Genomic DNA, 22,620 nt, shown 5'->3' with positions numbered 1-22,620 from the left:
TCAGGCGGGCCGGGGCGGGGCGATCAGCCGCCAGGCGCCGGGGTGCAGGGTCCAGGTGCGGCTGGTGTAGGGACCGGACACCTCACCGTCGCTGTTGCTCCGGAACTCCTCGCCGCTGATCGTGACCTTGCGGGCCGTGACGTGCAGGACGTCGTCCCGGTGGCGGTGGCTGCCGTCGCGCAGGCGCAGGGCGTAGGCGATCCGCGCGAAGGGCCCGGTGGCGGCGGAGACGACCAGCTCCATCTTCCCGTCACCCGGATGCGCGTCCAGGGCCAGCTGGGCGGAGCCGCCGGCGATGCCGGGCGCGTTGCTGAGCGCGGCCATCAGGAACTTGCCCTCGGCGACGAGTTCGCCGTCCGCCTCGGCCCGCAGCCGCCACCCGGAGTGGCGCAGGCCCGCGATGACCGCGCCGAGCGGGAACGCCGCGACCTTGAGCGTGCGCTTGAACCGCGTGGCGCTCTCGGCGGCCGAGGCGCCGATGCCCACGTGCACGGCGTTGAGGGTGACGCGGCCGTCCTCGTCGACGACCATGTCCAGCTCGCGGTGCCCGCCGTCCAGCAGGAGGCGGACGGCCTCGTCGGGGTCGAGCGGGATGCCGAGGTTGCGGGCGAGGTCGTTCCCGGTGCCCATCGGCAGCAGCCCGACCGTCCGGTCGAGCTCGCCGCGCCGGTGCAGGGTGCTGACCAGGCGGTTGATGGAGCCGTCGCCGCCCGCGGCCACGACGACCGCCTTGCGGTCCCTGTCCAGCGCCTCGTCGAGGTCGTCGGGCGCGACGCACGGGCAGACGGTGACGTCCCGCCCGGCGTCCCTGAGCAGCGCGGCCACCCGGTCCAAGGTCTGGGCGTCATGCGTGCCGGCCTTGGCGTTGGTGAAGAGAATCATGGTCCTCAGATCGGCCGTGCGGAGCCTCCGGGGGCGTTGCTCGGCGACGGAGGCCTGGGGGGATCCCACACCGCTTCTGCTTTCCCTCCCCCGCCCGGATGATGCCGGTGGCGGGTGTAGGACGGGTCACGGTGCCACGGTACGGGAGCCGCGGCCCCCGTACCGCCTCACCGGGTGACGCGGATCTTGGACTGGCCGTGCGGGAGGTCCTCCCAGTCGTCCATGAAGCGTGCGGTGAAGCCGTGGCGCTCGGCCAGGGAGGTCAGGGTCTCGGTGCGGTAGTAGAAGTCCTCGCGCAGGACGTGGTGCTCGGTTCCCTCGGTGCGGTCGAAGGTGAAGTCGAAGAAGCCGCCGGGGGCGAGGACGCGCCCCACGTTCGCGAGGCATTCGTCGATGACCTCCAGCGGCGAGTGGCTGAAGACGCTGTGCGCGTGGACGACCGTGAAGTGCTCCGAGGGCAGGAACCGCAGTTTCAGGTCGCCGACCAGCGTCAGGTGCGGCAGCTTCTCGCGGAGGTCGTTGCGGACGAGGGTGTGCTGCGCGGCGAGCAGGATGTCGGGCGAGATGTCGATGCCGTAGTAGTTGCCGGCGTCGAGGTAGTCGATGAACCGCCAGCCGGCGCGCAGGTTGCCGCAGCCGATCTCCAGGAGCCGGTCGTCCGGCTTGAGGCCGTGCCTGAGCAGGTAGTCGAACTGCATCTGGCCGAGGGCGAGCCAGCGTTCGCGGGTGGGGCTGCCGACGGCGGCCTCCGGGCTCCGGGCCGCGTCGGCCCTCATGACGGCCCGGTAGTAGGCGACGTGGTCGCGGCTGGAGACCCGGAATTTCAGGTCGCGCGCCATGCGTGACAGATATGTACCGATCTTGTCTGGATTCTGGGCGGCGTAGCGCAGCCGGTACGCCAGGCTCGCGCGATTCCGGCTGGTGGGCGGCAGCGCTTTCGTCATCGGGCTCGTCCCCCAAGGAGCACCTGCGGTTCGCCTCGTGACCTACCCTTCCGCCGCGCCCCGTAAAAGCGGCGGCGCGGCGGAAGTGATCATTCGTGCACCCGGGGAAGGCCGAAGTCGTCGAAAAGGGAAGGGGCCATAAAACTCGAAATGCGGGCGATTCCGGAGCGGGTGGGAGTGACCACCATCAGGGAATGCGCGTGCAGGATCCCGTCCTCGCCGCGCAGGTACGCGCCGAAGGCCGGCTGGCCGTTCGCGCGGACGGGCACGAGCAGGTGGGGATCGCGGCCTGAGGGCAGCCGCGCGGCGAGCAGCCGGCCGATGGCCTCCCGGCCTCTGAACCAGTGCGGAACGGGCGGCATCTCCCAGGCCGCCTGCTCGGTGAGCAGCCGGGTGAGCCCGGCGATGTCGACCGTCTCGAAGGCCTTGGCGAACCGGTCGAGCAGCTCGCGGCGCGCCGGCTCGTCCGGCTCGGCGATCTCGTCGCCGGCGGGGACCAGCCGCTCCAGGCGGGACCGGGCGCGCAGCAGCGTGCTGTTGACCCCCGCGGCGGTCATCCCGAGCGTTCCGGCGACCTCCGCGGCGGACCAGCCCAGCACGTCCCGCAGGACCAGGACGGCCCGCTGCCGGGCGGGCAGGTACTGCAAGGCGGCGATCAACGCCAGCCGCAGGCTCGCCCGCTCGGCGACGACCGCAGCAGGGTCCTCCGGCGCACCGCCGACGAGCCGGTCGGGCAGGGGCTCCAGCCAGGGCACCTCCGGGGCGCGCGACCCGGGCGGCGGCACGTCGCCGGACGGCGAGGCCAGGCCCGAAGGCAGCACGCGCCGGCTGCTGTGCTCCAGAGCGTTCAGGCAGGCGTTCGTGGCGATCCGGTACAGCCACGTGCGCAGCGACGCCCGTCCGTCGAAGGACGCATACGCTCGCCACGCTCGCAGGTACACCTCCTGGACCAGGTCCTCGGCGTCGTGGACGGAACCCAGCATCCGGTAGCAGTAGGCCAGCAGCTCCCGCCTGAACGGATCCGTCAACCGTCCGAACTCCTCGGGACCGGCATCTCTCTCATCGGTCTTCATAGGACGCACCTCCCCCTGTACTGACCGGAGAGCGGGGCCGGATTCGTCGGCCTCCACCCGCTGAGTACCGCCCGCGCGGGCGGTTTGTACAGGCGACGGCGAGCCACCGGCCGGCTCGCCCGATCACCTGGAGGGAACGCGCATGGCGCAGAGGACAAGCGGCGGGCTGCTCGGCCTGACCGCGACGGCGTCGCTGATGGTGGCGCTGGACGCGACGGTGGTGACGACCGCGCTGGCCAGGATCCGGCTCGACCTGTCCGCCACCATGGAACAGCTCGAATGGACCGTGAACGCCTACGGGCTCAGTTTCGCCGTCCTGCTGATGACCGGCGCCGCGCTGGGCGACCGGTTCGGGCGCAGGCGGATGTTCGTGAGCGGGCTCGGCCTGTTCACGGCGGCCTCGGCGGCCTGCGCGGCGGCCCCCGGCATCGGCTGGCTGATCGCCGCCCGCGCCGTCCAGGGGTGCGGGTCCGCGCTGGTGATGCCGCTGGCGATGGCGCTGCTGAGCCATGGCGTCCCGCCCGAGCGGCGCGCCCGGGCCCTCGGCGCCTTCGCCGGGGTCACCGGCCTGGCGGTGGTGGCCGGGCCCGTGGTGGGCGGGATCGTCACCGAGGGGCTGGCCTGGCAATGGATCTTCTGGCTCAACGTGCCGATCGGGCTGGCGGTCATCCCGCTGGTGCTCCGGTACGTCCCTGAGAGCCGCGGCGGCGGGGCCTCCTTCGACCTCGGCGGCGTCCTGCTGGTGACGGGCGGCGCGCTCGGCCTGGTCTGGGGCCTGGTCCGCGCGGACGGCTCGGGCTGGGACGCCGCCGAGGTGGACGGCGCGCTGGCGGCCGGGGTCCTGCTGCTCGCCGCCTTCGTCGCCTGGGAGCTGCGGACCCGGGAGCCGATGGTGCCGATGCGGCTGCTGCGCTCGCGCGGCTTCTCCGCGGGGAACGCCGCCGGGCTCCTCATGTACGCGGCGCTGTACGGCTCGCTGTTCTTCATGGCCCAGTTCCTCCAGACCGTCCTCGGGGCCGGGCCGATGGCCGCCGGGCTCCAGCTCGTCCCGTGGACGGCGACCGTGACCGTGATCGCGCCTGCCGCGGGGGCGCTGGTGAACCGGGTCGGGGCCCGTCCCCTCACCGCGGCCGGACTGACCCTGCAGGCGATCGGGATGGGGTGGATCGGCCTCACCGCCGGGCCCTCGACCGCCTATCCGGAGCTGATCGCGCCCATGGTCGTCGCGGGGGCCGGGATCAGCATGGCGATGCCCGCCGCGCAGACCGCGGTCATCAACTCCGTCGCCGCGCGGGAGATCGGCAAGGCGTCCGGCGTGTTCAACGCCCTGCGGCAGCTCGCCGCGGTGCTGGGCGTGGCGGTCGCCGCCGCGGTGTTCACCGCCGAGGGCGGCTACGGGACCGCGGGGACCTTCTCCGACGGCTTCGGGCCCGCCCTCACCCTCACGGGCGCGCTGTCGCTGGCAGGTGCGGTCGCCGCCCTGTTCCTGCCCGGACCCGACCGGACGGCCCGGCCCCTTCCGGCGCCGCCGGTTCCGCGACGCGCGCCCGAGCCGACCCGCTGAAGCGTGGAGAAGCCGTGCCGTCGGCGGGTCGGCGGATCACCGGAGTCCGGCGGCGTAGTCGGCGAAGCGCTCGTCGACCTGCTCCGGGGTGAGGCCGAAGTCCGCGAGCGAGTACCGGTGGGCGGGTTTCGCGGCGCCGGTGGAGCTCTCGCCGTGGAGCCTCGTCATGGCGGCGCGGGCGTCGCCGGTGAACGGCAGCCCGAACCGCGCGTAGACGGACTCGACCGTGCCGATCGGGTCGCGGACGAAGTCGTCGTAGTGGACGTCCGCGAACCGCGCGGGGTCGTGGCGCGCCCGTTCGGCGCGGAACAGGTCGAGGCCCCGGCCCCACAGGTCGAGCTGGTCGCGGCCGATCACGGGGCCGGCGAACACGTCCGACCATCCGGCGGTGGCGTGCGCGGCCAGGCTGCACATCGACGCCATCGCGGTGCGCGGCGTGCGGTGCGTCTGGACGATCAGCGCGTCGGGATAGACCTCCAGCAGCGCGTCCAGCGCGAACAGGTGGCTGGGGTTCTTCAGCACCCAGCGCCGTCCGGGATCGTTCAGGCCGATGAGCTGGAGGTTGCGCCGGTGCCTGCGGTAGGCGTCCGTCCAGTCCTGCCCGGCGAGCCAGGACGAGTAGCCCGGCAGGTGCGCCAGGCACTCGAACGAGATCGACAGCATGCTCTGGCGGAGCAGCTGCCAGCACTCCTCGACGGAGTCCGCCGAGATGTAGTGGACGCCCATGAACTCGGGGTTCTCCACGTGGTGCCGCCGGTACCCGGCGTCGATCGCCTGGAAGACCGGGTCGCCGGCCCAGGTCTCGCGCGGCGGGCGCGGCTGCGGCACCTCGGCCAGCCACAGGTCGAGGCCCTGGTGCGCGGGGTCGGCGGTGAGCAGCCGGTGCAGGGCCGTGGTCCCGGTGCGGGGCAGGCCGGTCACGAAGATCGGCCGTTCGACGGGGACGTCCGCGTGGCCGGGGTGCCGCCGCCAGGCCGCCTCGGAGTACTGCCGGGCGACCAGGGCGCCGCGCAGCATCGCGCGCTGCGCCCTGTTGCCGAGCGGGGTGAGCCCGGCCTCCCCGGCCAGCGACTCCAGCAGCACCTTCAGCCCGTCGAGGTACTCGTCGCCGCCGAAGTCGTCCGAGCCGGTGATCCTGGCGGCCGAGGCGTGCAGGTCCTCGACGGTCCCCACGCTGTCGCGACCGTTCGTCATCGGTCCGTCCCTTCCTAGTGGTGCCACTCGCCGGAGTTGACGTCCAGGCACTGGCCGGTGACGGCGCGGGCCAGCGGCGACAGCATGAACACGGCGGCGTCGGCGACCTCGTCGGGCTCGGGCAGCTTGCGCAGGTCGGTCGTCGCGGCGTTCTCGTCGTAGACCTGCTGCGCCGTCACGCCGCGCTTCTCCGCGAGGTGGTGGAAGTACCACTTGAGGTTGGGCGCCCAGATGTAGCCGGGCGCGATCGTGTTGACGCGGATCCCGCGCGGCCCGAGCTCGGTGGCCAGGTTCTGCGCCATCGCCAGCAGCGCCGCCTTGGCCATCTTGTAGGCGCCGAACGTCCGGCGGGAGTGCCGCAGCACCGCCGAGTTGATCATGACGACGGAGCCGCGGGAGTCCTCCAGCGCCGGGACGAACAGCCGGGTCAGGTGGAGCGCGGCGAGGACGTTGGTCTCGAAGCCCGCCCGCACCGCGTCGAGGTCGACCTTCGTCAGGTCGGTCAGCGGCGGGGTGGCGAAGGCGTTGTTGACCAGGCCGTCCACCCGGCCGAACGCCTCCCGCGCGGTCGCGGCCAGCCGCTCGCAGGCCGCCGCGTCCCGGATGTCGGTCGGGACGGTCGCGGTCCGCCGCCCGAGGTCCTCGACCTCCTTGGCGACCTCGGCGAGCCGCTCCTCGTTGCGCGCGGCGAGCACGACGTCGGCCCCGGCCCTCGCGCACTGGAGCGCGAGCCCCCGGCCGAGCCCCGGGCCCACGCCGGAGACGACGACGACCTTGCCCTCCAGCAGTCCGGCGCCCATCAGCCCAGCATCCTCTTCGCCACGGCGGTCTGGCGGGCGGCGATCCGCTCCGCCCACTCCCGCCTCCCGACGCGCTGGCTCTCGTGGAAGGGCAGGGCGCGCGGGAGGTCCGCGAACGGGACGACCTCGACGCTCGGCCCGTCCTCGGGTGTGAGGTCGCGGGCGAGCCTCTGCCAGCGGAACTGCAGGTAGCCGCGGCGGTGCCCGGTCCGCTCGATCCAGTTGGCGAGCCCCGGATCGCGCTCGCTGACGACGTACCGGATCATGCCGTCCTCGTCCACGCGGGCCTGGTCCGCGGTGAGGCTCGTCTGGTGGTTGATGTAGTCGAGCGAGACGTACCACATGCTGCCGAGCTGGAAGCCCTGGTAGGGCGCCACCTCACGATCGGCGGCAGGGCAGGTGACGACCATCACCTCGTCGTCGTCCAGGTCGTAGTGGCCGACGGACGAGAACTGCGTCGCCAGGCCGCCGGGCGTGGGCCGCGGCTCGGTCAGCGTGTTGACCGGCAACTGCAGGTAGTGCCATTCCGGGAAGGCCAGAAAGGTGCGGATCCGCGACACCAGCATCTTGCCCGCGATCTCGTACCGGCGGGCCATCCGGTCGGACGGGACCGGCAGCGGGGAGGTCCCGAGCGTGTCGGCCCGGTGGATGCGGATCTCGCCCGGCCTCTCGTTCTCCCAGTCGCTGAAGACCTCCCGCACGATGAGCATCGCGGAGCCGGGGGCGAGCGCGACGTAGCCGGGCCCGGCGTCCTCCCTCGGAGGGCCGAATCGCAGCCGGAACGTCCCGTCCTCGGCGATGTCCAGCTCGCGGTCGTCGAAGGCGGTGAGGCTGTCGGGCGACTTGGCCGGCGAGTAGTCGCCGTTCATGACCTGGAAACTGAGGTCGGCGGTCGTCCCCCGGCGCCCGGTCACGACGTATTCGGCGTCGTCCCGGATGTAGGCGTGAAAGTACAGCGTGTCGGGATTGTCGAGCCCGAGCTTGGTGTACGGCCCGGTCGACGACGCGAAGAACGGATAGTCCCGCTGGTAGGCGCCCACCATGTGCAGTGACGCCTTGATGCTGCCGGCCAGGTAGTCGAGGCCCTCGGCCAGGTCCTGGTCGGTCTTGACGTGCGGCGCGGCGCGGATGATCCGCTCCGCCTCCACGACCGCGTCGGCGAACGAGCGCGTCGCGGCGTCCGGGCGGTCGGTGCTGCCTTCGGCTGGATCGGTGGCCACCGGGCTCTCCTCGGGTCGCGGGCGCGAGGCCGTGCTCTGGCGAGAGGGAGACTAGAACGCGTTCTAAGCAGCGGGCAAAGGCCGGGTCCCGCTCAATGGGAGGTCGTGAACTTCAGGCTCGGCGCGTCGTCCAGCGACACCATGTACTCGTAGGTCCGCCGGTGCCCGGTCTTCTCGACCCGCCATGCGCCGCCGTCCCGCCGGTAGACGTCGTGGTAGAAGGCGGCGCCCCGGATGAGCAGCCGGTCCCCCGGGAGGATGATCGTGTCGTCCAGCGACCAGATCCCGGTCGCCCGGTCCCCGTCGAGGTCGATCTCCGGGCAGCCGGCCGTGTGAGTGCTGATCTTGTCCGGTCCGAGGTTGGACCGCATGTACTCGACGATCGCGTCCCGCCCCTCCAGCCTGAGCGTCTCGCCCAGCACCGGCGTGTCGTACTCCGCCACCGCGTCCTCGGTGAACACCCCGGCGAACTCGTCCCACAGCTTGAGGTCGACGCACCGCAGGTACCGGTACTTGAGCCGCCGAATCTCTTCCAGCGCAACCAGATCCATGCGCCCCAGCCTCCTAGCTCCTCCGGCAAAACACAAGAACACGTTCTACCCATCGGGCCGGGCCCGCGGAAGGGGGTGCGCCGCTCCGGCCGGACCAAAGATCCGGCAAAAGGTCGGCATCGGCTGATCGGTGCCCGCCGCGCCGAGGCCAAGCGGACATGCGAGATCCACCAACTCCGCCGCGCCCGGATTCCGGTGCCCGGCAAGGGAAGCGCTCGATGGCGGCCGTGGAAACGCCTCCGCGCTCTTGAGAAGATCGGCCGTCCGCGGTCGCCGTTCCGGCCCGCCGGCCGGGATTACGCTGGTAGAGGTGATGGCACCGGTCATTCTCGTGGTAGATCACGACGCGGGCTCGCGGCGGGTCCTCCTCGCCGACCTCACGCGACGGCTGGGCGAGGCGTTCACCGTGAAGGGCGCGAGTTCGCCCGGCGAGGGGTGCGACGCGCTGCGGGAGATGGCGCGGGCCGGGGAACCCGTCGCGCTGCTGATGGTGGACGACGCCTGCGCCGACGTCCTTCCGCCGGCGCACGAGCTGTATCCGAACGCCAGGCGCGTGCTGATGGTGGACCGCGACTACACCTCGACCAGTCCGGCCGTCCAGGCGATCGCGCTCGGGTCCGCCGACTACCACCTCGTCCGGCCGTGGACGAACGACGAGACGATGCACCGGGCGGTGAGCGAGTTCCTGTCCTCGTGGACGGAGGAGCAGGAACCGGCGTTCGAGCTGTTCCGCGTCGTCGCCGAGATGGACGACCCCCGGATGCTGCGGCTGCGCGACGTGATGGCGCGCTTCAACCTGCCCTTCGTCGTCCACCCGCCCGGCGGGGAGACCGGGCGGCGGCTGCTGGAGGAGGCCGGCGCCGACGCGTCGCGGCTGCCGGTGGTGGTCCGCTACGACGGCCGGGCGTACGTGGACCCGCAGGTCTCCGACCTCGCGTGCGCGATGGGCGTCAGCGTCGAGAACGACCTGGAGGTCTGCGACGTCGCCATCGTCGGCGCCGGGTCGGCCGGGCTCACGGCGGCCGTGTACGCGGCGTCCGAGGGGCTCGACACCGTGCTGCTGGAACGGGCCTTCTCGGGCGGCCAGGCCGGGACCAGCCCGATGATCAGGAACTACCCCGGGTTCCCGCACGGCATCGCCGGGGGCTACCTGATGGAGCGCACCTGCGAGCAGGCGTGGCTGATGGGCGCGCACATCGTCTTCGCCCAGCAGGTCGTCGGCCTGGAGAGCCGCGGCGACCGGCGGGTGGTCCGCATGGCGGACGGCTCCGAGGTCAGCGCACGCGCGGTGCTGATCGCCACGGGCGTCGACTGGCGGCGGCTCGGCGTCCCCGGCCTGGAGGCCCTCGTCGGCTCCGGCGTGTTCTACGGCATGGCCGTGGGCGAGAGCCGCGCGATGCGGGGCCAGGACGTCTTCATCGTCGGCGCCGGGAACTCGGCGTGCCAGGGCGCGCTGCACCTGGCCAAGCACGCCCGCACGGTCACGCTCGTCGTCCGGGGCGACGGCCTGGCGAAGTCGGCGTCGACCTACCTGCTGCGCGCCATCGAGTCGACGCCGAACATCGTCGTCCGCCGGCGGACCGAGGTGACCGGATGCGGCGGAGGCGACCGTCTGCGGTCCCTCACGCTCGCCGACCGGGCGGCGGGCGCCACCGAGCACGTCCCGGCCGCCGCGCTCTTCATCATGATCGGCGGCGAGCCGCACACGCGGTGGCTCCCGGACGGCATCGCCTGCGACGAGCAGGGCTACCTGCTCACGGGCCGCGAGATCGACGACCGGGCCCCGCCGCGCCGGCCCCTCGGCCGGGACCCGATGCCGCTGGAGACGAGCATGCCCGGGGTCTTCGCCGCGGGAGACGTGCGCAAGGGCTCGATCAAGCGGGTCGCCTCGGCGGTGGGCGAGGGCGCCACGGCCGTCCGCTCGGTCCACGAGTACCTGTCCCTCTGAGCCGCTATGCCGGTTATCGACGGTTTTCGGGGACGGTTGGCGAATTCCGGGGACGGGAGCACTTCGGGCGCGGCACTCTGAGGCCGTCGAGATGGAAGCGCCTGTCCTGGAGAGTGGTCCTGTGGTCGACGGCTCGCTTGAGAACGTCCCGTCCGAAACGGCTGAGATCGCCGAGACGCCGGAAGGGGAGGCGTCCTGGCTCGGGCGCGGCGTCGCGTTGTTCACGCCCGTGTTCGCCGTGGCGGCGGGGTGGCTCGCCGGTGCCGTGGCGCAGCTCGTGCCCGGAGCCCACCTCGACGAGACGCAGGTGACCACGTTCATGGTGGCCGCGTCGACCGCGGCGCTCGGATCCGGGTGGAAGTGGCTCCAGGGATGGCAGCAGCACGAGCGCCTCGTCGCCGACGGAAAGGCCGCGCCCGTGAAGAGCAGCCGGGAGCGGCGGCGTCGCCCGGCCAAATGAAACGGGCGCGCCGCGAGGCGAAGTGAAACGGGCGCCCGGAAGGTAGGCATAGCTCTACCGCGAAGCGGGAGGCACGCCCACGGACAGGCCGTGGCGCGCCCGGCAAAGTGTTCCGCAGATGCAGATTCCTCCTCGCCCCTGAGAAAGGCAGTCTCGTGGACACAGTTCTCGCCCGGCGCTTCACCGGATGGACCGGCCTCGCCTCCGCCGCCGCCCTCATCGTCGGGGTCCCGCTGTACTTCGTCTACTCGGGCTCGCCGCCGGACTCCAACGTCCTGTCCCGCCTCCTCCTGCAGATCCTGGCCCTCGGATTCCTGCTCCTCTTCGTGACGGGTTTCCGGGAACTGGTGAAGAGCGTCGACCCGCGTTACGAATGGGCGGGGAACTTCGCCTTCGCCGCCGGGATCGCCTACGTCGTCGTCACCCTCGTCTCCAGCGGGCTGGAGGGCGGAGCCGTCATCGCCGCGGACCGTCCGATCGACCCGACCATCTCCGTCAGCGGGACGTACATCCTGTACGGGTCCATCGGGCGCATGCTGCTGGCGTTCTTCCTGGTCGCGCTGGGATACGCGGTGCGGAAGACCGGCGCGCTGCCGGGCTGGACCGGCATGTCCGCCTACGTGCTGGCCGCGATCAACATCGCCTTCATCCCCTCGCTCTTCTTCGGCAACGAGCCGGCGTTCTTCTACGCCGCCAACGGCTGGGGCACCACCGCTTCGCTGGGCGCCATCCTCAGCTACTGGCTCCTGATGATGGGCGTCGTCGCCCTCCGCAGTGAGCGAGGCGCCGCCGGGCGCCTGGCGCCGGGGACGCACAGAGTCCGCGGCTGAATTCCGCGAGCAGGCCCGATGGCCGCCGAAGGCACACTGCCTCGGCGGCCATCGGGCTGTCGGCGACTTCTGAACGCTGCGGGCGACTTCTGCGCAATCGGCGCCCGGTCCTAACCGCCACAGGTTCATCCGCCGGCATTGCACGGTCGTCCCGCGTTCATCCGGCGGCCTTTTCCTGTCGCTAGTCATGGTCCGTGCGCGCCATTCTCGTGCTTCTGACTCTCGCACTCGCGCTCGTGGGATGCGCGACCGCCAGGGCCTCGATCCACCGCCAGGACGTCATCGTGATCGGGGTCAAGGCGGACCAGCCCGGGCTCGGGCTGAGGAAAAACGGGGTGTTCCAGGGGTTCGAGGTCGACGTGGGCGCCGACATCGCCCGCCGCCTCGGGGCGTCCCGGGTGACGTTCCGCGAGGTCAGGTCCGACGACCGGGAGCGGCTGCTGAACCGGCGCGCCGTCGACCTGGTGCTCGCGTCCTACTCGATCACGCCGGACCGGGCCAGGCTCGTCGCCTTCGGCGGCCCCTACTACGTCGCCCACCAGGACGTCATGGTCCGGCGGGGCGAGACCCGCGTCCGCAGCGTGCGCGATCTGGCCGGGCGGAGGATGTGCCAGGCCAGCGGCTCGGTCTCGACCGAGCGGGTGGTGGTCGGTCTGAGCATCCCCGCCCGGCTCGTCCCGGGCTCGTCCTACAGCGACTGCGTGGCGAAGCTGCGGTCCGGGGCCGTGGACGCCATCTCCACCGGCGACCTGGTGCTCGCCGGGTTCGCGGCCCCCGACCTGAGGATCGTCAACGCCCCCTTCACCGACGAGCGGTACGGGGTCGGGATGCGCAAGGACGACGCGGACGGCTGCGAGGCGGTGAACCGGGCCATCACGACGATGTACCAGGACGGGACGGCGGGCCACCTGCTGGACAAGTGGTTCGGCAGGAGCGGGCTCACGCTCGTCCGCGAGGTCCCCGAGTTCGAGGGCTGCTCGTAATGTCGGCGCCCCTGGCTATGGTCGAGACGTGGCTGAGGACAGGGACGCTTGGGACGAGCTCTTGGCGGCGGGCTTCCTGCACGCCCTGCGGGAGGCCCACCGCGAGGCGACGCTGGCCGTCTTCGGCGGGCTGAGCCGGGCGGCCGGGTTCACGGAGCGGACGTACGGGGTCGGCGCCTTCGACGCGCTGGCGTCGCAGATCGACCGGGTCTTCGAGGCCGAGCCGCAGGTCGTCCGCGACGATCTGAACGGCTCGCCCGGCTGGCGGTACGGGCCGTACCGCGTGCTGCTCAAGCGGCACGAGTTCGGGAACGTCAGGGGCATCCGGTGGGACCGCGACAGCCCCACCAAGCAGGCCGTGGCGCGGCAGACCTACGTCGAGGACCCGCAGCTCGCCCTCCCGCTGGGCGTCGGGCCGCGCGACACGCCCGGGGTCGTGACGCTGGTGCTCGCGCACAGCGCCACCGAGGCGCCGCTGGAGATGGAGCTCTTCCTGGGCCGCCCCCGGTGGAACGCCGACGGCGGCACCGCCTGGCACTGGGTCAGGCCCCTGGACGACACCATCGGGGCCGATCCACGTCGTAAGCTCGTCGAGCGGACGATGCCGCTGTGGGACGACCGGGAAGAGGACGTCCCGATGCGGCTCCGCGGGGAGACGAAGACGGCCTAGCAGAAGGTGGCGCGGGGTGCTGTTCGACTGCGAGCGGCTGACGCTCGCCCGGCGGCTCAGGGGCCTGCGCAAGAACCAGCTCGCGCAGGCCGTGGGGACGACGCCGAAGGCGATCGGGCAGTACGAGGCGGGCGTGCAGAGGCCCGAGGAGACGACGGTGCGGCGGCTGGCGATCGCGCTGGGCGTGCCCGTCGAGTTCTTCCAGAGCGGCCGCAGCCCGGTCTCCATGGACGGGGCCCACTTCCGGTCGCTCCGGTCGACGACGCAGATCGAGCGCGACCAGGCGCTCGCCTACGGGCGGATCGCCACCGACGTCGTCGCCGTCCTCGAAAGGCTCGTCGACCTTCCCGAGGTCGACCTTCCCGAGTACCCGGTCTCGCCGGAGGAGATCGCCGGCCCGGGGCCCGCCGAGGCCGCCAGGCTGACCAGGAAGGCGCTGGTCGAGCGGGCCGGGCCGGTGCCGCACGTCGTCCGGCTGCTGGAGTCCCACGGCGTGATCGTCCTCGTGCTGCCGCGGGCGGCCGAGCGCGTGGACGCGTTCAGCGTCGGCGTCCACCCGAGGCCGATGGTGTTCTTCAACCCCGCCAAGGGCGACTACTGGCGCAACCGGTTCGACGCGGCCCACGAGCTGGGCCACCTGGTGATGCACGCCGACGCCGAGCCCGGCGAGAAGATCGTCGAGGACCAGGCGCACCGGTTCGCGGCGGAGTTCCTCATGCCGGAGGCCGACATCGCCGGCGACCTGCCCGCGGGCCCCGACTGGGACCGGCTCGCGCGGCTGAAGGCGTCCTGGGGCGTCAGCATGGCGGCGCTGCTCTACCGGGCCCGCACGCTCGGGATCATGAAGGAGCCGGTGTACCGCGACGCGATGAGCACGCTGAGCTCGCGCGGCTGGCGGCGCCAGGAGCCCGGCCCGGCCCGCCCGCTGGAGCAGCCGACGATGCTGACCCGCGCGCTGGAGGTCGTGGAGGGCGCCGGCACGGATCGTGACCGGATCGCCGGGGACGCCCGGGTCACCCGCGCCGATCTGGACCTGCTCGTCCCGCGCCGGTGACCCCTTCTGGAACGCTCCGGCCCGCGCTCAACACAATGGCGTGATTGGTAAAGCGGCTGCGCCGGATACGTATCTCTGTCGAGAGGTCTCCTGCGCGTTCACGATTGCCTGTGAGACCCTCCGAGAGTGTTGCCGGACCAACGTACGGAACGCTGGAGACCTGGTGCTTGACAATCGGCTGGCGAGTCCCACCGCGCTGCGCATGCAGCTCGGGGCGCGGTTACGGCGGATGCGCGAGGAGCGCGGTCTCAGCCGGGTGGAGGCGGGCGAGGCGATCCGCGGCTCGGCGTCCAAGATGAGCAGGCTGGAGCTCGGACGGCACGGCTTCAAGATCCGCGACGTGCTCGACCTGCTCACCCTCTACGGCGTCGAGGACGAGGACGAGCGGAATGGCTTCGTGCAACTCGTCCGGGAGGCCAGGAAGCCCGGCTGGTGGCAGGGCTACGGCGATATCGTGCCGAGCTGGTTCGAGCAGTATCTCGGCCTGGAACAGTCGGCGGCGACGATTCGCACTTACGAGGTGCAATACGTTCCCGGCCTTCTCCAAACGCGCGACTACGCGCGGGCCGTCATCGGCCTGGAGCACCATGACGCGGCCTACGGGGGCCTCGAACGGCGCCTGTCCCTCCGGATGCGGCGGCAGGAGATCCTGCACCGCCCGACCGGCGCGACCACGCTCTGGGCGGTGATCGACGAGGCGGCGCTGCGGAGGCCGATCGGCGGGCCGCGGACGATGCGCGGCCAGATCGAGCACCTGATCGCGGTGTCGGAGGGCATGCCCAACGTGAAGGTGCAGGTCCTGCCGTTCGCGGCGGGCGGGCACCTGGCGCTGGGCGGCCCGATCACCATCGTGCGGTTCGCCGAGTACGACCTGGACGACGTGGTCTACCTGGAGCAGCTGACCGGCGCCCGCTACCCGGAGGGCCAGGAGGCCGTCCGCTACCAGAAGATCATCGATCTGCTGGGCATCCGCGCGGCCCGCCCCGCCCGCACCACGACCTTCCTCAGGGACCTGCTCGACGAGCTCTGATCCCCCGTCGGGACGAGCGGCTCCCCCTCCGGCGGGAGGGGCGCCGCCCCCGCGCTCACTAGCGTCCCCCGTGACGTGGAAGACGATCCGGCGGGCGGCGGGAATGGACAGTTCAGCGACGATCATCGCGTTCCTCATCGGAACGGCGATCAACACCTGGGTCATGGCGTACGGGGCGAGGAGCCTGCTCGACACCTGGTTCCCCCTGTTCCGGACGCTCGTGGCGGGCGCGGTCGGGCAGGCGGTCGCCAGCCCGATCATCAGCGCGCTGATCGGCGACCTGCGCGCGGACCGGGAGCCCGCGGCCCTGACCTGGCTCGCCTGCCTCGGCTTCGCGTGCGCGCTCCTCGTCTCGATGACGATCCTGGTCCTGTGGGAGGCGTTCGTCCCGACCGGGACGGTGCCGTCGCCGCTCCACTGGTTCGGCGCCGTCCGGTCGCGGATCGCGCGGACCCGCCGGTACCGGCGCATCTCGTTCATCTTCCTGCGCCACGGCCTCGGTCCGTACCTGCGCGGACGCGCGCGCCCGAGCGCCCGCACCGCGCGCTCGTTCACGCACGCCCTCGAACAGGGCGGCGTCGTGTTCGTCAAGCTCGGCCAGGTCCTGTCGACCCGGCGGGACGTGCTGCCGCCGGAGTTCGTCCGGGAACTGGGGCGGCTGCAGGACTGCGCCACACCGGTCCCGTGGCCGCAGATCGAACGCGTCCTCCACGAGGAGCTCGGCGACACGCGCGACGTCTTCGCCTCCTTCGACCGGACCCCGCTCGCCGCCGCGTCCATCGCGCAGGTGCACCGGGCCACGCTCCGGTCCGGCGAGGAGGTCGTCGTCAAGATCCAGCGGCCGGGCGTCCGCGCGGTGGTCGAACGCGACCTCGACATCGTCGGACGCCTCGCCCGGACGCTCCACGAGCGCGCCGGATGGGCCAAGTCGTTCGGCGTCGTCGACCTCGCGGACGGCTTCGCGACCGCGCTGCGCGAGGAACTCGACTTCCGCGTCGAGGCCCGCAACATGGCCTCGGTCGCGGCGACCGCCCGCACCGGCGACGTCGTCGTCCCCCGTCCCCACGACGATTTCTGCACGGGCCGCGTCCTCGTCATGCAGCGCCTGGACGGGGTCGCGCTCAGCAAGGCCGGCCCGCGCGTCGACTCCGCCGGGCTCGACCGGACCGCCCTCGCGCGCACCCTCCTCGACACGGTGCTGCGCCAGATCGTCCTGGACGGCGTCTTCCACGCCGACCCGCACCCCGGCAACATCCTGCTGCTCGACGACGGCCGCCTCGGCCTGATCGACTTCGGCTCGGTCGGACGGCTCGACACCGAGCTGCGCGGCTGCCTCCAGCGCATGCTCATCGCCCTGAACCGGGGCGACGCGGTCGCGGTGACGGACGCGTTCCTGGAGGTCGTGGCCCGTCCGGACGAGCTGGACGAGCAGGCCCTCGCCCGCGCGCTCGGCGCCTTCATGGCCCGCCACCTCGGCCCGGGGACCAGCCCGGACATGGCCATGTTCACCGACCTGTTCCGGCTGGTCGCACGGTTCGACCTCGCGGTCCCGGCCGAGATCGCGGCGGTCTTCCGGGCGCTCGCGACGCTGGAGGGCGGCCTGAGCGAGCTCGCCCCCGGGTTCGCGATCGTCACCGAGGCCCACACGTTCGGCGAGTCCTACCTGCGGGAACGGCTCCGGCCCGGCTCGCTGCGCGAGGCCGCGAACGACGAACTGCTCAGCCTGCTGCCGATGCTGCGCCGCCTCCCCCGCCGTCTGGACCGCATCACCGCCGCGGCGGAGGCGGGCCGCCTGAGCGTGAACGTCCGCCTGTTCTCCGACGAGTCCGACCGCCGCACGGTCACCGGCCTCCTCCAGCAGGTGCTGCTCACCATCCTGGCGTCGACCGCCGGCGTGATGGCGGTGATGCTGCTGGGCCTGCGCGACGGCCCCGCGATGACCCGCGACGTGACCCTCTTCCAGTTCTTCGGCTACTGCGGCCTGGTCATCTGCTCGGTCCTCTCCCTGCGCGTCCTGGCGGTGATCTTCCGCCGCTGATCGAACATGTGTTTGACCAGGACGGGTACAGTGGAGGAATGTTCCAAGGGTCGTTGCTGGACAGCACGGACGAGAGCGGTCCGCGGTCTCTGGACGCCGTGCGGCGGACGCCGCTGGAGCACGGCGCCTGGGTCGACGTCCTGCCCGGATGGATCCCCAACGCCGACGCGCTGTTCGAGCGGTTGCTCACGTCCGTCCCGTGGCGGGCCGAGCGGCGGCGCATGTACGACAGGGTGGTGGACGTCCCGCGCCTCCTGGCGTTCTACGACGAGAACGCGGAACTGCCCGATCCCGTCCTGGACGAGGCGAAGGCGGCGCTCGACGAGCATTACGCCGGGGAACTCGGCGAGCCGTTCCGGACGGCCGGTCTCTGCCTCTACCGCGACGGGCGCGACAGCGTGGCCTGGCACGGCGACACCATCGGGCGCGGCGCCACGCACGACACGATGGTGGCGATCCTGTCGGTCGGCACCCCGAGGAGCCTGCTGCTCCGTCCGCGCGGCGGCGGGCCGGCGATCCGCCGCGACCTGGGCCACGGCGACCTCATCGTCATGGGCGGGAGCTGCCAGCGGACGTGGGAGCACGCGATCCCGAAGAGCGCCCGCGTGACGGGCCCCCGGATCAGCGTCCAGTTCCGTCCGCGCGGGGTCCGCTGAGCGAGGCGAGCACGGATCGCCTCATGGCACCATGAACGGTGATTCGTGAGGAGGCCCGTTGCAGCGTCTGGTCGTGTCACACTCCTCCCCCCGGGCGTATCGGACAGTGCTGGAGGCGTTGCAGGCGCCGCTGCCGTACGGCGCCGGACGGCACATCCTGATCGAGCCGGGGGCCTATCCCAACACCGGGTTCCACTGTCCCGACGATTTCGTCATGACGGCCGTGGGCGGCCCGGGCTCGGTCACGCTGGACGGCGCCACGAACGCGACGGTCGAGGTCACCGGAAGGGTGACCCTCCAGGGGCTGACCGTCCGCAACTGGAGCGACGACGGCCTCGCGCTGGACGCCGCGGAAGGCAGCGTCCTGGCGGAGCACTGCGAGTTCATGACCCGCTCCGACGTGGCCGTGCGCGCGGCCAGCGGCGCGCAGATGGCGCTGATGGGGTGCCGGGTGCTGGACGGCGCGGTCGTGTACGCCGCCGCGTCCGGGGTCATGGAGAGCACCAGCGTCAGCGGGACCGAGGGCAACGCGGTGGCGATCCGCAGCGGCAGCACGGTGACCCTGCGGTCGTGCCAGGTCAACGAGGCGGGCGGGCACGGCATCTGGGTGACCGAGGGGTCGCGCCCGCTGATCGAGCAGTGCACGATCAGCGGGCCGGAGGGCGCCGGGATCCGGGTGGACGACCACGCGGACGCGGCGGTCCGCAACTGCGCGTTCCACGGCTCGCGCGGGTCGTCCCTGATCGTCCTGGAGAAGGGCAAGGCGGTCGCGGAGGACTGCCTGATCGAGGACCCGCACCTGGACGGGCTGTGGGTGGCGACCGGCGGCTCGCTCACCGCGCGGCGGATCAAGATGGAGTCGCCGCGGCGGACCGGCGTGGTCGTCGAGAAGGGCGTCGCGCTGCTGGAGGACTGCGAGGTCACGGGGGCGAGCACCAACGGCCTGTCGTTCGTCGCGCACGCGGACGTCACGGTCGTCCGGGGCCGGATCACCGGCGCGGGGAAGGTCGGCGCGGGGCTCGGCTCCGGCGCGCGCGCCGTACTGGACGGGATGACGATCAGCGGCAGCGGGCTCGCCGGCGTGAGCGTGGACTCGGGCGGCCGGCTCACCCTCCGCGACTGCACGGTGGTGGACACCCGCGGCGCGGGCGTGGTCGCCGACCGGGGCGCGCACCTGGACGTGAGCGGCCTCGTCAGCGAGCGCAACCAGAAGCCGGACAGGCTCGACCCGAACGCGAACGGCACGACGACCGCGCAGGTCGTCGAGCCGGCGGTGGCCGACGAGCCCCAGCCGAAGCAGGAACCCGCTGCCGCGCCGCCGACCGGAGAAGGAGCCGGCGGGCCGTCCGCCGACGTGCTGTTGGGCCGGTTGGAGGCGATGGTGGGTCTGGCGGGGGTGAAGCGTGAGATCCGGAAGGTGACGAATCTTCAGAAGGTGGCCGAGCAGCGGCGGCTTGCGGGCTTGCCGCCCGGTCCGGCGATCGGTCGGCACATGGTGTTCGCGGGTCCGCCGGGGACGGGCAAGACGACGGTTGCGCGGTTGTACGGCGGGATTCTCGCGGCGCTGGGTGTGGTGGAGAAGGGCCAGGTGGTGGAGGTCAGCCGGGCCGATCTGGTGTCGGAGAACGTCGGCGGGACGGCGTTGCAGACGTCGGAGGTGTTCCAGCGGGCGCTGGGCGGGGTGTTGTTCATCGATGAGGCCTACACGTTGTCGCGTAAGGCGACGGGGACCGATTTCGGGCAGGAGGCCATCGACACCCTGGTCAAGCTGATGGAGGACCACCGCGACGAGGTCGTGGTGATCGCCGCCGGATACTCGGCGGAGATGCGCGACTTCCTGGCCGCCAACCCGGGCCTGAAGTCGCGGTTCTCCCGCACGGTGGAGTTCGAGAACTACAGCCCCGCCGAACTCGTCCAGATCGCCGAATCGCACGCGACCAGGGACGGGTACCGGCTGGCCGACGACGCGCGCGCGGCGATCCTGGCGCACTTCGCGGGGCAGCGCCGCGACGCGACCTTCGGGAACGGGCGAGCGGCACGGCAGGTGTTCGAGGCCGCGGTCGAACGCCAGGCGCAACGCCTCGCCGACCTGCCCGAACTCCCCTCCGGCGAGGAACTGAGCCTGCTCGTCGCCGAAGATCTCGACGTCGACACAGGTCTGGCCGCCCGGTTCGGCGAAGCGCGCGACGCCGGTCAGGTCACCGATGTCCTCGCCCGGTTGGCGGCGATGACCGGCCTGGAGGAGGTCAAGCGGGAGATCAAGGACCTGCTCGACCTGCTCGCCTCGGCGCGGCGACGCCGGGCGGCGGGGTTGGAGGCCGAGCCGTTCACCGGGCATCTGATCTTCGCCGGTCCGCCGGGCACGGGCAAGACGACCGTCGCACGCCTGTACGGCGAACTCCTCACCGCCCTGGGCGTCCTTGCCCAAGGGCAGGTGGTGGAGGCGGCACGCGTCGACCTGGTCGGGCAGTACGTCGGGCACACCGCCCAAAAGACCACCGAGGTGTTCCAGCGCGCCCGCGGCGGGGTCCTGTTCATCGACGAGGCCTACACCCTGTCCCGCCCGGGAGGATCAGGCCACGACTTCGGGCAGGAGGCCATCGACACCCTGGTCAAGCTGATGGAGGACCACCGCGACGAGGTCATCGTGATCGCCGCCGGATACACCAACGAAATGGCAGGGTTCCTGGCCACCAACCCCGGCCTGGCGTCCCGGTTCGCGCGCACGCTGACCTTCCAGCCCTACCCCGTCGACGGCCTCGCCTCCATCTTCGTCAAGAAAGCGGAGGCAGCGGACTACCGCGTCCCCGAGGACACCCGCCAAGCACTCACCGTCTACCTGAACACCCACCGGGACCGGTTCCGCGAAGGAAACGGCCGCGAAGTCGACAAACTCGTCCGGTCGGCCATCACCGCCCACGCCCGCCGCACCGAACAACTCGCCAACAACGGGATCGAACTCACCACCGAACAACTCGCCACCCTCCTCCCCGAGGACATCACCCTGTAGCGTCCCGCCCCGGCCCTTCCGCCGATGGGCCGAGGCGCACGCCACCGCCTTCGCCTGATCCCGGCCTCTACTGCGCCGGGCAGGTGGTGCCGGGCGGGGGGAGGGTGAGGGTGGTCAGGTAGGCGTCGATCGTGTTCTGCATGCAGGGGCCGCGGCCGTAGCTGCCGTGGCCCGCGCCCGCGTACGTGAGCAGGCGTCCTGCGGGGCCGAGCTGCCGCGCGACGTTCTGGGCCCAGGAGTAGGGCGTGGCGGGGTCGTGGACGGCGTTGGCCAGCAGGATCGGCGCGCTGCCGCGGACGCGCAGGCGGTGCTGAGGGTTGCGGACGGGCTGCGGCCAGCCGAGGCAGGCGGAGATCGCCATGACGGGACGCGCGAACGTCATGTCGGGGGCGACCTTCTCCGTGCGCCGCATGAGCCTCGCGTACTCGCCGTAGTCGCGGACGGGCAGGCTCCAGTCGGAGCAGAACTGCGCGGTGAAGGGGTCGGTGGCGGTCTCCTCCGCCTTCGGCGCTGCCGCCGGACGGGAACCGGCCCTGAGGGGCGGGGCCGCGTCCAGCGCGGCCAGCTTCGACGCCAGTTCCGCCCAGTCGGGGCCGTAGAAGCTCTTGTAGGCCATCAGCACGAGGCCGAACTCCGGCAGCGCGGCGCCCGGGGACGAGGGGTCGGGCAGTTCCCCGCGGGCGGCGCGGGCGCGCAGGTCACGCCAGACGGCCCGGACGTCCTTGCCGTGCAGGGCGCAGTCCTGGCTGCGCTCGCACCAGGCGACGAACTGGTCGAAGGAGTCTTGGGCGGCGGCCAGTTCGGACGTCAGGAAGCGCCGGGCGTCGGGCACGCTGTGGTCGTCCACGCTCTCCAGCACCATCGCCCGGACGCGCCGCGGGAACGTCTCGGCGTACATCTCGCCCAGCAGCGTGCCGTAGGAGCTGCCGTGGAAGGTCAGCTTCGGCTCGCCCAGGGCGGCGCGGATCGCGTCCACGTCCCGGACGGTGCTGAGCGTGTCGGCGTGGTCGTAGAGCGGGCCGGTGCGGGCGCGGCAGTCGGCCCGCAGGCGCGCGTTGTGGTCGAGGGTCGCCCGGAACTGCGCCGCGTTTTCGATGACCGGAGAGGGGGCGGCCCGGAGCAGGACGGCCGAGCACGTCACCGGATGGCTGGCGCCGATGCCGCGCGGGTCGAAGCTGACGATGTCGAAGCGCCGGCGCAGTTCGTCGCTGAACCGGTCGATCCCGCCCGTGAGCCTGGTGACGCGCTGGACGCCGGAGTCGCCGGGACCGCCGGGACCGAACACGAGCGTGCCGACGCGCGCGTCCGGGTCGAGGGCCTTCCGGCGCGCGATGGCGAGGCCGAACGCGGGGCCGTCCGGCCGGGACCAGTCGATCGGCAGGCGCAGGGTCGCGCACTCGGCCTTGCCGTCGTCGCCGCAGGCGCGCCAGTCGACGGCCGACGGCGAGCGCGGCGCGGCCGGCGCGGGCGAGGCGGGCGAGGCGGTGGCGGGCGCCGCGACGCCGGTCAGCGCCACGGCTCCTGCCGCGGCCGCGCCCAGGAGGGCGAGCCTGTTTCCGCGCAGCATGAAGGTCCTTCCGGTGGGGGACGTCAGAGGCCCGCGTCCTCGGAGGCGGGCGACGGTCCCCGGCCCGGCCGTGACCGGGGACCGCTGACGATCAAGTTAGGGCGGTCCCCCTCACCGGAACAGGGTGATCAGGGGCGATTCAGGGT

Annotated in this window: 19 protein-coding genes; 11 read left to right on the top strand and 8 right to left on the bottom strand. The window is 72.3% G+C overall.

All coding sequences use genetic code 11. The annotated features are described in order from the left end of the window. From AB0C87_RS32760 to AB0C87_RS32750, 3 genes are all read right to left on the bottom strand, one after another. The gene (locus tag AB0C87_RS32760; RefSeq protein ID WP_345178124.1) at positions 1-882 is read right to left on the bottom strand and encodes a diacylglycerol kinase family protein; all 882 of its coding nucleotides are present in this window, start codon (positions 880-882) and stop codon (positions 1-3) included. Positions 883-1,049: 167 nt separating this feature from the next. Next, on the bottom strand, positions 1,050-1,826 hold the full coding sequence (locus AB0C87_RS32755; RefSeq protein ID WP_345178122.1) for a class I SAM-dependent methyltransferase: 777 nt from the start codon (positions 1,824-1,826) through the stop codon (positions 1,050-1,052). An 89-nt stretch (positions 1,827-1,915) separates the two neighbouring features. Continuing rightward, entirely contained in the window at positions 1,916-2,899 is a 984-nt protein-coding gene (locus AB0C87_RS32750; protein ID WP_360581070.1) for a sigma-70 family RNA polymerase sigma factor, read from the bottom strand. A gap of 142 nt (positions 2,900-3,041) precedes the next feature. Here AB0C87_RS32750 and AB0C87_RS32745 point away from each other — a divergent pair, with 142 nt between their 5' ends. Beyond that, the gene (locus tag AB0C87_RS32745; protein ID WP_345178118.1) at positions 3,042-4,463 is read left to right on the top strand and encodes a DHA2 family efflux MFS transporter permease subunit; all 1,422 of its coding nucleotides are present in this window, start codon (positions 3,042-3,044) and stop codon (positions 4,461-4,463) included. Between the two features lie 36 nt (positions 4,464-4,499). On the opposite strand, the gene AB0C87_RS32740 is transcribed toward AB0C87_RS32745, so the two are convergent. The 4 genes from AB0C87_RS32740 to AB0C87_RS32725 all read right to left on the bottom strand — a co-directional run bounded on the left by AB0C87_RS32740 (position 4,500) and on the right by AB0C87_RS32725 (position 8,228). Then, positions 4,500-5,657 (bottom strand): sulfotransferase, encoded by a 1,158-nt coding sequence (locus tag AB0C87_RS32740; protein WP_360581068.1) that lies wholly within the window; start codon positions 5,655-5,657, stop codon positions 4,500-4,502. A 14-nt stretch (positions 5,658-5,671) separates the two neighbouring features. Beyond that, a complete protein-coding gene (locus tag AB0C87_RS32735) occupies positions 5,672-6,457 on the bottom strand; it encodes an SDR family oxidoreductase (RefSeq protein ID WP_360581066.1) in 786 nt (261 codons plus the stop codon). Continuing rightward, positions 6,457-7,677: a hypothetical protein gene (locus tag AB0C87_RS32730; RefSeq protein WP_360581064.1), complete on the bottom strand. Its 1,221-nt coding sequence runs from the start codon at positions 7,675-7,677 to the stop codon at positions 6,457-6,459. The genes AB0C87_RS32735 and AB0C87_RS32730 overlap by 1 nt, the downstream gene beginning before the upstream one ends. 92 nt (positions 7,678-7,769) lie before the next feature. Further along, positions 7,770-8,228, bottom strand: a complete 459-nt coding sequence (locus tag AB0C87_RS32725; RefSeq protein ID WP_360581063.1) for a nuclear transport factor 2 family protein — start codon at positions 8,226-8,228, stop codon at positions 7,770-7,772. Between the two features lie 313 nt (positions 8,229-8,541). Between AB0C87_RS32725 and AB0C87_RS32720 the strand changes: the two genes are divergently transcribed. The 10 genes from AB0C87_RS32720 to AB0C87_RS32675 all read left to right on the top strand — a co-directional run bounded on the left by AB0C87_RS32720 (position 8,542) and on the right by AB0C87_RS32675 (position 20,907). After that, positions 8,542-10,176 carry an FAD-dependent oxidoreductase gene (locus AB0C87_RS32720; RefSeq protein ID WP_360581061.1) on the top strand — a complete coding sequence of 545 codons (1,635 nt, stop codon included), beginning with the start codon at positions 8,542-8,544 and terminating at the stop codon, positions 10,174-10,176. A gap of 121 nt (positions 10,177-10,297) precedes the next feature. Next, a complete protein-coding gene (locus tag AB0C87_RS32715; RefSeq protein WP_345178103.1) occupies positions 10,298-10,636 on the top strand; it encodes a hypothetical protein in 339 nt (112 codons plus the stop codon). 155 nt (positions 10,637-10,791) lie between these two features. Then, entirely contained in the window at positions 10,792-11,466 is a 675-nt protein-coding gene (locus AB0C87_RS32710; RefSeq protein ID WP_345178100.1) for a hypothetical protein, read from the top strand. 194 nt (positions 11,467-11,660) lie between these two features. Next, the gene (locus tag AB0C87_RS32705; RefSeq protein WP_360581059.1) at positions 11,661-12,449 is read left to right on the top strand and encodes a glutamate ABC transporter substrate-binding protein; all 789 of its coding nucleotides are present in this window, start codon (positions 11,661-11,663) and stop codon (positions 12,447-12,449) included. 28 nt (positions 12,450-12,477) lie between these two features. Next, a complete protein-coding gene (locus AB0C87_RS32700; protein WP_345178098.1) occupies positions 12,478-13,119 on the top strand; it encodes a hypothetical protein in 642 nt (213 codons plus the stop codon). A 16-nt stretch (positions 13,120-13,135) separates the two neighbouring features. Continuing rightward, positions 13,136-14,173, top strand: coding sequence for an XRE family transcriptional regulator (locus tag AB0C87_RS32695; RefSeq protein ID WP_345178097.1), 1,038 nt, complete (start codon positions 13,136-13,138; stop codon positions 14,171-14,173). A gap of 163 nt (positions 14,174-14,336) precedes the next feature. After that, positions 14,337-15,203 (top strand): helix-turn-helix transcriptional regulator, encoded by an 867-nt coding sequence (locus AB0C87_RS32690; RefSeq protein ID WP_345178096.1) that lies wholly within the window; start codon positions 14,337-14,339, stop codon positions 15,201-15,203. A 103-nt stretch (positions 15,204-15,306) separates the two neighbouring features. Then, entirely contained in the window at positions 15,307-17,241 is a 1,935-nt protein-coding gene (locus AB0C87_RS32685; RefSeq protein ID WP_360581057.1) for an AarF/UbiB family protein, read from the top strand. Between the two features lie 38 nt (positions 17,242-17,279). Then, positions 17,280-17,897 (top strand): alpha-ketoglutarate-dependent dioxygenase AlkB, encoded by a 618-nt coding sequence (locus tag AB0C87_RS32680; protein WP_345178092.1) that lies wholly within the window; start codon positions 17,280-17,282, stop codon positions 17,895-17,897. Positions 17,898-17,970: 73 nt separating this feature from the next. Next, positions 17,971-20,907 (top strand): AAA family ATPase, encoded by a 2,937-nt coding sequence (locus tag AB0C87_RS32675; protein WP_360581055.1) that lies wholly within the window; start codon positions 17,971-17,973, stop codon positions 20,905-20,907. A gap of 67 nt (positions 20,908-20,974) precedes the next feature. Here the strand turns inward: AB0C87_RS32675 and AB0C87_RS32670 are convergent, their stop codons facing one another. After that, positions 20,975-22,474, bottom strand: a complete 1,500-nt coding sequence (locus tag AB0C87_RS32670; protein ID WP_360581053.1) for an alpha/beta hydrolase — start codon at positions 22,472-22,474, stop codon at positions 20,975-20,977. Between the last annotated feature and the right edge of the window lie 146 nt (positions 22,475-22,620).

Origin of the sequence: Actinomadura sp. NPDC048021 (genome assembly GCF_040653135.1) — a bacterium.
Classification (GTDB): Bacteria; Actinomycetota; Actinomycetes; order Streptosporangiales; family Streptosporangiaceae; genus Spirillospora; species Spirillospora verrucosospora.
This window is presented reverse-complemented; position numbering and strand designations above follow the sequence as displayed.